General features: G+C 71.5%; 11 protein-coding genes. 4 read left to right on the forward strand and 7 right to left on the reverse strand.

Going from position 1 to position 10,112, the window contains the following annotated elements; genetic code table 11:
• The first annotated feature begins 63 nt into the window (after positions 1-63).
• Positions 64-2,487 carry a ribonucleoside-diphosphate reductase subunit alpha gene (locus ACWCRJ_RS17845; protein WP_450940136.1) on the forward strand — a complete coding sequence of 808 codons (2,424 nt, stop codon included), beginning with the start codon at positions 64-66 and terminating at the stop codon, positions 2,485-2,487.
• Positions 2,487-3,497: a ribonucleotide-diphosphate reductase subunit beta gene (locus tag ACWCRJ_RS17850; RefSeq protein WP_450940137.1), complete on the forward strand. Its 1,011-nt coding sequence runs from the start codon at positions 2,487-2,489 to the stop codon at positions 3,495-3,497. Before ACWCRJ_RS17845 ends, ACWCRJ_RS17850 begins: the two co-directional genes overlap by 1 nt.
• Before the next feature lie 95 nt (positions 3,498-3,592).
• Here the strand turns inward: ACWCRJ_RS17850 and ACWCRJ_RS17855 are convergent, their stop codons facing one another.
• Positions 3,593-3,763, reverse strand: a complete 171-nt coding sequence (locus ACWCRJ_RS17855; RefSeq protein WP_450940138.1) for a hypothetical protein — start codon at positions 3,761-3,763, stop codon at positions 3,593-3,595.
• A gap of 93 nt (positions 3,764-3,856) precedes the next feature.
• On the opposite strand from ACWCRJ_RS17855, the gene ACWCRJ_RS17860 reads away from it, so the two are divergent.
• The gene (locus ACWCRJ_RS17860; RefSeq protein ID WP_450940139.1) at positions 3,857-4,819 is read left to right on the forward strand and encodes a GlxA family transcriptional regulator; all 963 of its coding nucleotides are present in this window, start codon (positions 3,857-3,859) and stop codon (positions 4,817-4,819) included.
• Between the two features lie 55 nt (positions 4,820-4,874).
• On the opposite strand, the gene def is transcribed toward ACWCRJ_RS17860, so the two are convergent.
• From def to ACWCRJ_RS17890, 6 genes are all read right to left on the reverse strand, one after another.
• The gene (def, locus tag ACWCRJ_RS17865) at positions 4,875-5,525 is read right to left on the reverse strand and encodes a peptide deformylase (protein ID WP_450940140.1); all 651 of its coding nucleotides are present in this window, start codon (positions 5,523-5,525) and stop codon (positions 4,875-4,877) included.
• A 150-nt stretch (positions 5,526-5,675) separates the two neighbouring features.
• Positions 5,676-6,683, reverse strand: a complete 1,008-nt coding sequence (locus ACWCRJ_RS17870) for a tetratricopeptide repeat protein (RefSeq protein ID WP_450940141.1) — start codon at positions 6,681-6,683, stop codon at positions 5,676-5,678.
• Between the two features lie 431 nt (positions 6,684-7,114).
• Positions 7,115-7,504, reverse strand: coding sequence for a roadblock/LC7 domain-containing protein (locus ACWCRJ_RS17875; protein WP_020113986.1), 390 nt, complete (start codon positions 7,502-7,504; stop codon positions 7,115-7,117).
• A 103-nt stretch (positions 7,505-7,607) separates the two neighbouring features.
• The gene (locus tag ACWCRJ_RS17880) at positions 7,608-8,213 is read right to left on the reverse strand and encodes a hypothetical protein (RefSeq protein ID WP_450940142.1); all 606 of its coding nucleotides are present in this window, start codon (positions 8,211-8,213) and stop codon (positions 7,608-7,610) included.
• Entirely contained in the window at positions 8,213-9,049 is an 837-nt protein-coding gene (locus ACWCRJ_RS17885) for a hypothetical protein (RefSeq protein WP_450940143.1), read from the reverse strand. The genes ACWCRJ_RS17880 and ACWCRJ_RS17885 overlap by 1 nt, the downstream gene beginning before the upstream one ends.
• Positions 9,046-9,387 (reverse strand): hypothetical protein, encoded by a 342-nt coding sequence (locus ACWCRJ_RS17890; protein WP_450940154.1) that lies wholly within the window; start codon positions 9,385-9,387, stop codon positions 9,046-9,048. Before ACWCRJ_RS17890 ends, ACWCRJ_RS17885 begins: the two co-directional genes overlap by 4 nt.
• A 195-nt stretch (positions 9,388-9,582) precedes the next feature.
• Between ACWCRJ_RS17890 and ACWCRJ_RS17895 the strand changes: the two genes are divergently transcribed.
• Positions 9,583-9,948 (forward strand): hypothetical protein, encoded by a 366-nt coding sequence (locus tag ACWCRJ_RS17895; protein ID WP_013000814.1) that lies wholly within the window; start codon positions 9,583-9,585, stop codon positions 9,946-9,948.
• Positions 9,949-10,112: the final 164 nt, after the last annotated feature.

Genomic DNA, 10,112 nt, shown 5'->3' on the forward strand with positions numbered 1-10,112 from the left:
GTGCGCTCGTGAGCTGCCGCCTGCCCTCCGCCAGGCCGCTTGCCGAGCGAGGGAGAGCCCCACGTGACCATCGCGCCAGCCGACCCGGTTTCAGCCAACCCGGTTTCAGCCGACCTGGCTTCAGCCGACCCGGCGACGGAGACCGACAGTCCGGGTTCCGCGTTGCTGCGGACCCTGACCGAGCTGACCGTCGACCTCCCCGACGCCGACCCCGGCCGGGTCGCCGCCGCCGCGCTGCGCGGCCGGTCCTCACGCGGCGCCTCCGCCGAGATGGTCGTGGAGCTGCGCGAGCTGGCCACGGAGGCGGCCGCCGGTCTGATCTCCGAGGACCCCGCCTACTCGAAGCTCGCCGCGCGGCTGCTGGCCATCGGCATCCGCGACGAGGCCGCCTCGCAGGGCGTCACCACCTTCGCCGAGTCCATCGCCGTGGGCCACCGGGAGGGCCTCGTCGCCGACCGCACCGCGGAGTTCGCGCGCGTACACGCCGAGCGCCTCGACGCCCTGGTCGACCCGGCCGGCGACGACCGCTTCGGCTACTTCGGCCTGCGCACCCTGCACAGCCGCTATCTGCTCCGGCACCCCCTCACCCGCAAGGTCGTCGAGACGCCCCAGCACTTCATGCTGCGGGTGGCGAGCGGGCTGGCCGAGGACGACACCACGCGGGCCGTGGACGAGGTCGCCGCGCTCTACGGCCTCATGAGCCGCCTCGACTACCTCCCCTCCTCCCCCACACTGTTCAACTCCGGCACCCGCCACCCCCAGATGTCCTCCTGCTATCTCCTCGACTCCCCGCTGGACGAGCTGGACTCCATCTACGACCGCTACCACCAGGTGGCCCGCCTCTCGAAGCACGCCGGCGGCATCGGTCTGTCCTACTCCCGCATCCGCTCGCGCGGTTCGCTGATCCGGGGCACCAACGGGCACTCCAACGGCATCGTGCCGTTCCTGAAGACGCTGGACGCCTCGGTCGCCGCCGTGAACCAGGGCGGCCGGCGCAAGGGCGCGGCCGCGGTCTACCTGGAGACCTGGCACTCCGACATCGAGGAGTTCCTGGAGCTGCGCGACAACACCGGTGAGGACGCCCGCCGTACGCACAACCTGAACCTGGCGCACTGGATCCCGGACGAGTTCATGCGCCGGGTGAACGCCGACGAGCAGTGGTCGCTGTTCTCCCCGGCCGACGTGCCCGAGCTGGTCGACCTGTGGGGCGAGGAGTTCGAGGCGGCCTACCGCAAGGCGGAGGCGAACGGCCTGGCGAGGAAGACGATCGCCGCCCGTGAGCTGTACGGCCGCATGATGCGTACCCTCGCGCAGACCGGCAACGGCTGGATGACCTTCAAGGACGCGGCCAACCGCACGGCCAACCAGACGGCCGAGCCGGGCCACGTCGTCCACTCCTCCAACCTCTGCACGGAGATCCTGGAGGTCACGGACGACGGGGAGACGGCGGTCTGCAACCTGGGCTCGGTGAACCTGGGCGCGTTCGTCGACCGGGCGGCCGGCGACATGGACTGGCAGCGGCTGGACGAGACCGTCCGCACCGCCGTCACCTTCCTCGACCGCGTCGTCGACATCAACTTCTACCCGACCGAGCAGGCGGGCCGCTCCAACGCCCGGTGGCGCCCGGTCGGCCTCGGCGCGATGGGGCTCCAGGACGTCTTCTTCCAGCTGCGCCTGCCCTTCGACTCCCCCGAGGCGAAGGCGCTGTCCACCCGGATCGCCGAACGGATCATGCTCGCCGCGTACGAGGCCTCCGCCGACCTCGCCGAGCGCAACGGCCCGCTGCCGGCCTGGGAGAAGACCCGCACGGCCCGTGGTGTGCTGCACCCCGACCACTACGACGTCGAGCCGGCCTGGCCGGAGCGCTGGGCGGCCCTGCGCGAGCGCGTCGCGACGACGGGCATGCGCAACTCGCTGCTCCTCGCCATCGCGCCGACGGCCACCATCGCCTCGATCGCCGGTGTGTACGAGTGCATCGAGCCGCAGGTGTCCAACCTGTTCAAGCGCGAGACGCTGTCCGGTGAGTTCCTCCAGGTCAACTCGTATCTGGTGAAGGACCTGAAGGAACTGGGCGTCTGGGACGCGCGTACCCGGGAGGCCCTGCGCGAGTCGGGCGGCTCGGTGCAGGACTTCGCCTGGATCCCGGCCGACGTCAGGGCGCTGTACCGCACGGCCTGGGAGATCCCGCAACGCGGCCTGATCGACATGGCCGCCGCCCGCACCCCGTATCTCGACCAGTCGCAGTCGCTGAACCTGTTCCTGGAGACGCCGACCATCGGCAAGCTCTCCTCGATGTACGCGTACGCCTGGAAGTCGGGTCTGAAGACCACGTACTACCTGCGCTCGCGCCCGGCGACCCGGATCGCCCGTGCGGCGCAGGCCCAGGCCCGGCAGCCCGAGACGACCATCCCCCTCCAGCAGGCCACCTCCGAAGAGGCCGTCGCCTGCTCCCTTGAGAACCCCGAGTCCTGCGAGGCCTGCCAGTGATGCCCAGCAACCAGAACCTGCTCGACCCCGGCTTCGAGCTGACTCTCCGCCCCATGCGCTACCCGGACTTCTACGAGCGCTACCGGGACGCGATCAAGAACACGTGGACCGTCGAGGAGGTCGACCTCCACTCGGACGTCGCGGACCTCGCGAAGCTGTCCGAGGGCGAGCAGCACATGATCGGCCGCCTGGTCGCGTTCTTCGCGACGGGCGACTCGATCGTGGCGAACAACCTCGTGCTGACCCTCTACAAGCACATCAACTCCCCCGAGGCGCGGCTCTATCTGAGCCGCCAGCTCTTCGAGGAGGCCGTGCACGTCCAGTTCTATCTGACCCTGCTGGACACCTACCTGCCCGACCCGGCGGACCGGGCGGCGGCTTTCGCGGCGGTGGAGAACATCCCGTCCATCCGGGAGAAGGCGGAGTTCTGCTTCAAGTGGATGGACTCGGTGGAGAAGCTGGACCGCCTGGAGTCCAAGGCCGACCGCCGCCGCTTCCTGCTCAACCTGATCTGCTTCGCCGCCTGCATCGAGGGCCTGTTCTTCTACGGCGCCTTCGCGTACGTCTACTGGTTCCGCAGCCGGGGGCTGCTGCACGGTCTGGCGACGGGCACCAACTGGGTGTTCCGCGACGAGACGATGCACATGTCCTTCGCCTTCGAGGTGGTGGACACCGTCCGCAAGGAGGAGCCGGAGCTCTTCGACGATCTGCTCCAGCAACAGGTCACCGACATGCTCAAGGAGGCCGTCGAGGCCGAGCTGCAGTTCGGGCGCGACCTGTGCGGTGACGGCCTGCCGGGCATGAACACCGAGTCGATGCGGCAGTACCTGGAGTGCGTCGCCGACCAGCGGCTCACGCGCCTCGGTTTCGCGCCGGTCTACGGCTCGGAGAACCCGTTCTCCTTCATGGAGCTACAGGGTGTCCAGGAGCTGACCAACTTCTTCGAGCGGCGTCCCTCGGCCTACCAGGTGGCGGTGGAGGGCACCGTCGACCTGGACGAGGACTTCTAGGCCGCCCGGGTCAGCGGTGTGACCTCGTCCCCGGCCGGCGTGACCCGCGCGGCCGTCGTCGTGCCGGGGACGTATCAGCGGCATCGGGCCGCCGCTCAGGCGGCGCGGGCGACGTGGTGCGACGCCCGTCGTTCCTGCGCCCGCCTGAGCTGGCGGTCGACGCGCCGTTCGTGCACCACGCCGACGATCGCGGGCAGTGCGACCAGGGCGAGCAGTCCGAGGACGGCCAGTGTTCCGATGAGTCCTTGCAGCTGTGTCGTATCCATGGACACCACTTTCGCGCCGAACGTTCCTGGCAAACAGTGGCAGGACTGCCGCACCCCCTCGAATTCCTGCCACTTCCCATGCACACTGGCAGCATGCTGAAAAACGTGGCCACCGTCCTCCTGGAGGGCGTGCATCCCTTCGAACTGGGCGTCGTCTGCGAGGTCTTCGGCCTCGACCGCAGCGACGACGGCCTGCCGGTGTACGAGTTCGCGGTCGCGTCGGCGGAGGGCGCGACCCTGCGGACGCCCGCCGGGTTCACGATCTCCACGCCGTACGGGCTGGACCGGCTCGAAGAGGCCGACCTGGTCGTCGTGCCGGCGGGCGACAGCTATGTGCATCGGGACTACCCGCCGGAACTGCTGGATGCACTGCGGCGGGCCGCCGACCGGGGCGCCCGGGTGCTGAGCGTGTGTTCGGGGGTGTTCGTGCTCGGCGCGGCCGGGCTGCTGGACGGGCGGCCCTGCGCGGTGCACTGGAAGCACGCCGAGGAGCTGGCCCGGCAGTATCCGCGGGCGGTGGTCGAGCCGGACGTGCTCTATGTGGACGCGGACCCGGTGATCACCTCGGCGGGCACGGCGGCCGGCATCGACGCGTGTCTGCACATCGTCCGCAAGGAGCAGGGACCGGAGGTGGCCAACAAGATCGCCCGGCGGATGGTGGTGCCGCCGCACCGTGACGGCGGTCAGGCGCAGTACATCGAGCGACCGCTGCCCCGCTCCCAGTGCGACACGGTGGGCGAGGTGCTCGTCTGGATGGAGCAGCACCTCGACGAGGAGGTCACCGTCGAGCAGCTCGCCGCCCGCGCGCACATGTCCCCCCGCACGTTCGCCCGCCGCTTCCAGCAGGAGACCGGGACCACGCCGTACCGCTGGATCCTGCGCCAACGGGTGCTCCTGGCCCAGCGGTTGCTGGAGGCGACGGACGAGACGGTGGACGGCATCGCCTGGCGCGCCGGCTTCGGTACCGCCGCCGCCCTGCGCCATCAGTTCGTGCAGTCACTGGGCACGACCCCGCAGGCGTACCGCCGGACCTTCCGGGGCCCGGAGGCGGCCTGAGGGCCGGACGCGGAGGCCACCTGAGGCCCGGGCCGGCCCGGGCCCGGCGCACGGCTCAGTCGTTCGCGACCACGGGGTAGCGGGGCTCGTTCTCGGCCATCTGCCGCAGTGCGTCCTTGCGGTCGCGCTTGGAGAGCCGGTCGATGTACAGGTAGCCGTACAGGTGGTCGGTCTCGTGCTGCAGGCAGCGCGCGAAGTACCCGGTGCCGCGCACCTTGATCGGGTTGCCCTTCTCGTCCTGCCCGGTGACCTCGGCATAGTCGGGGCGGGCGAGCGGCATGTACGCGGTCGGCACCGACAGGCAGCCCTCGTTGCTGTCGTCCAACCGGCGCGCCTCGGCGGGCAGTTCGACCAGCTCGGGGTTGCAGATCACACCGGTGTGCCGCTTGCCCTCGTCGTCCGGGCAGTCGTACACGAACACCTTCAGGTCGACGCCGACCTGGTTCGCGGCCAGGCCCACGCCCTCCGCCGTGCGCTGGCTGGCGAACATGTCGTCCACCAGCTTCGCCAGCTCGTCACCGAACTCCGTGACGTCCTTGCACTCCTTGTGCAGCACCGGGTTCCCGACCACGGTGATCGGCAGCGAGGTGCCGCGCTCGCGGTACGCCTGCTCGCGCTCCTCGCAGTCCTCCGTGTCGATGACGAACCCCTCGTCGTCGACGGGGAGCACGCCCTCGCGCTGCTGATCGGTGTCCTGCTGGGCCATGACAGACGTACGCCTTCCTAGAAAAACAGGGGGTGGTGATGCTGATACAGGGTACGGGGATCGCGCCGCTCAGGGGGCGCCCCGTAAGGGGCGCGGGGACCCGCGCGAGCGACCACGGCGAACCCGCGGCCGAAAGAGAACCGTGAGCCCCTAGCAAACCTCTTCCAGATCCCGCCAGTCCCGGGAATCCGGACTGTCGGCCACCCACCCGTCCAACAGCCCCCGCACCAGCGAGGCCGGCGCCGCAACCCCGCACTCCCGTTCGGGCGCCCACAGCTGCCCGTCCGTCACATGCCCGAGCGGCCCGGGATGCCCCGGCTCACTGTGGTCGTGGGGATCGAGATGCTCCCCGTCTCCCTCGTCGGACGGCATCCGCGACTCCGAGCACAGCCGGCACAACAACCGCACCGAAGACGACCAGTCCTCCGCCGCGAACCCGGCGTCCGCCGCGAGCCGCTCCAGCGCGTCCCGGTCGTCCTCGGTCGCGGCCTCCAGCAGCACCACCCACGTCGGCACGGGAGAGGGCGCCCACAACTCGATCTCGTCGAACACCGGATACGCGTGCCCCACGGCCGTGGTCCGCTCCCCGTGCGGCACCCCGTCGTGCAGGACGACCTCGCCCCAGCGCCGCCCGGACGACGGCAGCGGAATGGAGAGCACCTCGATCCGGGCGGGGTCGAGCCGCCGCCCCCACACGACCTCGGCCTCACCTTCCGGCGACAGCCGTACGGCCGCGCTGCCGAGGTCCATGCCCACCGGCTCGCCGTTGTCCCCGGGGCCGCTGCCGGGCCTCGGCCGGGACGCCCCACCGGGCACCCGCAGTCCGTACGCCTGCCAGGCACGGCGGGCCAGCGGCCAGTCCTGCAGCGCGGTCGCGGCGATGCCCACGTTCCACCAGTCGGGCGCCCCGGTCTCCCGGTCGAGCAGCGCGACCGCCCTGAGACCGGCGGCCCGCGCCTGTTCCCAGTCGTGCCGGAACTTGTGCAGCAGGGCCAGGTTGAACCAGGACTCGGACAGCCACGGCTCCAGGTCCGCGGCACGTGTCAACAGTGCGCCCGCGTCCTCGTACCGACCGTCACCGATCAGCGTGAACGCACGATCGGTGGCCTGCCGCCAAGAGGCGGAGGGCCGATGCCGTCCCTTGCCGAAGATCCTCACGATTCCCGCCTGCCAGTTACGGTTCCCGCCTGCCAGTTCCGTCGGAGTGGGCTGGCCGTCGCCCCCGGTACACCCTCTCCCTCGCATCCAACCACGACCGCGTGGAGGGCCGCTCATTACCCATGGGTTACCCCACCGCGGGAAGGGTCAGACAGTCTCTCGACCGTACCTCGCGAGCGATTCCACCACGTCCGGGTGAAAGTCGCGCGCCTGACGTCGGCCACGGCTTGCTCCCTCACCCGCAGCGAGCGGCCCTCCGGCCCTGCTGCCCGGGACGTCCGCCTCGTATGCCTGCGAAACGACCGCCGCTCGGTGAGCGGGAGAGAAGCGCACAGGACCGGCGGCCCGCGCAGCCGGTCTCTGCGGGCAGCGACGAGATCCGACGGCCGGCACCGCACCGGCGGTCGACGAAACCGTCGACACCGCTCGTCTCAGTGCGCCACGTCCGCCGCGAGCACCTTGGTGAGCTGTTCCACGGTCGCCGGGGACTCGCGCTGGAAGGCGGCGAAGTCGAGGCCGTCGTCGCCCATGACGGTCAGGAGCGTACGCTCACCGACCGCGACCACGATGACGTGCCCGGAACCGCAGCGGACGACGACCTCGCGGAGCGCGCCGACGCCGGACTGGTCGGCCATGCGGCGGCTGACGCCGAGGGTGGCGGCGGCGAGAGCGGCGACGGACTCGGGGTGGACCTTGTCCACGTCGGCGACGACGAGGAGTCCGTCCACGGTGGACAGGACGCTCTCGGCGACGCCCATCACCCGGTCACGCAGCGAGGCCAGGATGCCGGTCAGCGATTCGGTCGATGCGTGTGCGGTCATGGGCACGTGCTCCTTGATCCAGATGTCTGCGGTGGGTGTGCGGTCCGGTCGGCAGAGGTGTGCCGGGCACGGGGGATGCCGTGCGGGAGGGTCACGGCACCCCTCAGTCGGGGAGGTGCCCGTCGGACTCGGGGAGAGCCCGCAGCCCGCGGCGGACGCGCCGCAGCATGTCGAGGGAGGGTTGGTCGGCGAGCAGTTCCTCGGCCGACAGCAGAGACAGCGGTGGGAAGGGCGGCGGCACGGCCGGGTCGTCCGACGCCCCCTCCCCGGCGTCTCCGGGGCCCGGCACGGCGCCCCGCACGGGTAACGGGGGCAGTCCCGCGGCAGCGCCCCGCGCGGGTGACGGGGGCGATTGCGCCGCACCGCCACCGGCGCCGGTCCGCGCGGTCGTGGCGGGACCACCGGCGCCGGTCGCCGGGGTCGTGGCACCGCCACCGGCGCCGGTCTCCGCGGTCGTGGCACCACCACCGGCGCCGGTCTCCGCGGTCGCGGGGACGGACACGTCGGGCGGCTGTCCGGCCGTCGCGCCACCCGGTTCGGCGGCCGGCGGTCGTCCATCGGTCGTGGGGACGGGTGCGGTGGCCGGCCGGGCTCCGGCGGGTGGTGCCGGGCGGTCGTCCGCGGCCGCTCCGGGGGCCGAACGCCGTCGGAGGCGGGCGGCCTTGCTGCGTATGCGGCGCTTGCGGGCCGGGTTCTTGTCGGGGCTCACTACCCGTCCTTCGCTCCGAGGTCTCCGATCGGAGAGCCTCCGCCGGGCCTGCGTCTGGGCAGGGGGCCGGCTCTCGGTGACGGCTCCTCGGACGCCGGCGGACCCTGCGGGATCCGGGGCGCCGTGCTGGGCCGGCCGTCGGGCTCGGCCCGGTGCTGCCAGCGGACCGCCTGCAGCGATTCCAGCCGGACGAGGTCCAGCATGACCGCGTAGAGGCCGCGCCCCCGGGCGAAGGCGATGTCACGCGGAGTGCGGCGGCCGTTCGCGCTCGCGACGAGGTCGCGATGGCGCCGGGTCAGCCGGCCGTCGTGTTCCGCGAAGCCGCGGCCGGTGACCGGCTCGGGCCGGGCACGCGCCAGTTCGCTCGCGGGGCCCCAGATACGCGTCAGCAGGGCCATGCGACGGGTGGTCTCCTCCGCCAGCCGTCGCGGCTCGACGCCGGGCCGGGCGAGGAGGGCGGGCTGCCGTTCGGTCAGTTCCCAGCCGCCGGGCGGGCTGAGCGCCATCGCGAAGGCCCCGTCGAACACGGCCGCCGTGCAGACGACCTCCAGTTCGGCGGCGCCGATCAGACCGGTGGCCGCCAGGTGCACGTCGAGCCGGTCGGCGTCGGGTTCGGCCGCGCAGGCCGTCAGCCAGGCGTCGTCGTCGATCCGGCCCGAGGAGAGCAGCGCGGACGTCGCGGTCGGCGCGCCCGGTGTCTCGATCGCGCCGATCAGGCCGTCCCGCAGGTGAATCGTGCCACCGGGGGAACCCGAGACCCGGACCGTGCCGGTATGGCTCTCCTGGTGCAGGGCCTGCAGAAGCGCGGGTACGTTGCGTGCCGAGGGTGTTTTCACGCCAGCACCTCGCGGGCCCGGTCGCCGAGGCTGCGCAGCGCCAGGGCCACGTTCGCCCGGTCGCGGTCGAGACCGGCCGCCAGCAACAGCGGGTCTCCGGCCGACCGGTCCACGGTGAGCAGCACCTGATGGCGACGTCCGCTGGTCATGACCACGCTCTCCAACTCCCCCTCGGCTCCCGCCGCGCCGAGCCGCTCGGAGATGAGGGTGGCGAGATCGGAGCACTCCGCCCCCGTCCCCGCCTCGGCGGCGTCACCCGCCGTGGCATAGGTGAGACCCGTGACCGCGTCGACGAGGGCGACGCCCATGACACCGGGAGAGTCGAGAAGCCGGTCCAGGGAGGTCTGAAGCGCAGGCTTCGTTTCCTCAAGTCCCCCCATTCGCCCTCCACGTTCACGCGCCGCGCAGTACTTTGAACGCCAACTTCCGTAACAAGGCGAAAAGTTGATGTTTGTGACCGGCAGGTCACTGGCGTCGATCGTAGTTGGCCGGACAGTGACCGGTCAGCAGCACTGAGGAATTGGGGCAGCAATATGAACATCGAGACGGCGCTCAAGGAAGCCATGGCTCTCGACGGCGCGGTCGGTGTCGCGCTGGTCGACTACGAGAGCGGCATGTCGCTCGGCACCCTCGGCGGCGGGCAGCACCTCGACCTGGAGCTCGCGGCGGCCGGCAACACCGAGGTGGTGCGCGCCAAGATGCGCACGCTGGCCTCGCTGGACATGAACGACGTGATCGAGGACATCCTGATCACACTCGGCCGGCAGTACCACCTGATCCGCCCGCTGACCAGCAGCAAGGGATCGCTCTTCCTCTACCTGGCGCTGGACCGTTCCCGCAGCAACCTGGCACTGGCCCGGCACGGCCTGAAGCGCATCGAGAACGGCCTGGAGGTCTGAGCCCGCCCACCCCACTCCGTGCCCATGACGGAGCCCGCCTCGCGAACGGCCCCACGGCCCCAGCGGGGGGGGGGGGCGCGGCAGTCGCTCCGGAGCTGGGGGGACAGCGCGGCCCCCGCCCAAACCGAGACCGGCCCCTGCGGCCCCCCCCCCCGCAAGAAAAA

It is taken from the genome of Streptomyces sp. NPDC002324 (assembly GCF_053593335.1).

Bases quoted from the DNA above. Each gene is read 5' to 3' on its own strand.
- ACWCRJ_RS17850 (WP_450940137.1), top strand. From the start codon at position 2,487: ATGCCCAGCAACCAGAACCTGCTCGACCCCGGCTTCGAGCTGACTCTC.
- ACWCRJ_RS17855 (WP_450940138.1), bottom strand. From the start codon at position 3,763: ATGGATACGACACAGCTGCAAGGACTCATCGGAACACTGGCCGTCCTC.
- ACWCRJ_RS17860 (WP_450940139.1), top strand. From the start codon at position 3,857: ATGCTGAAAAACGTGGCCACCGTCCTCCTGGAGGGCGTGCATCCCTTC.
- def (WP_450940140.1), bottom strand. From the start codon at position 5,525: ATGGCCCAGCAGGACACCGATCAGCAGCGCGAGGGCGTGCTCCCCGTC.
- ACWCRJ_RS17875 (WP_020113986.1), bottom strand. From the start codon at position 7,504: ATGACCGCACACGCATCGACCGAATCGCTGACCGGCATCCTGGCCTCG.
- ACWCRJ_RS17895 (WP_013000814.1), top strand. From the start codon at position 9,583: ATGAACATCGAGACGGCGCTCAAGGAAGCCATGGCTCTCGACGGCGCG.